The 284-nt window shown below is 65.8% G+C and carries 1 protein-coding gene; it reads left to right on the top strand.

The window, feature by feature from the left end; translation table 11 throughout:
• Positions 1–245: hypothetical protein (locus EN850_RS35865; RefSeq protein ID WP_210238107.1), on the top strand; the 245-nt coding region annotated here is incomplete at its 5' end.
• Positions 246–284: the final 39 nt, after the last annotated feature.

Below are 284 nucleotides of genomic sequence, written 5' to 3'. Positions count from 1 at the left end.
CACAGTTCAGCGGCAGCGCCGGGCGGAAGATCCGTGCGGTGGATGTCAGGGTACCCGTGGTCGCCATTTCGGCCCTGCCGCTGAACGGGGCGAAGGCGTCGATCACGATCGACAACGACGGTTCCAGTGGCGATGGGACGCTCGGCAGCGAAACCCTGCAGCAGTTCAACATCATGCTGGACACCCGTTCCGGTGCCATCCATCTGCGGCCGAATCGGCGCTCGGCCACCCATCGGGCGGAATGAGCGAGCGCGTTGTGCGTTCAGCGCCGGACATCTGCGCCT

Source organism: Mesorhizobium sp. M8A.F.Ca.ET.207.01.1.1, from assembly GCF_004794715.1.
Lineage (GTDB): Bacteria > Pseudomonadota > Alphaproteobacteria > Rhizobiales > Rhizobiaceae > Mesorhizobium.
The sequence above is the reverse complement of the archived record's forward strand: the minus strand, read 5'-3'. Positions and strand labels throughout refer to the sequence as shown.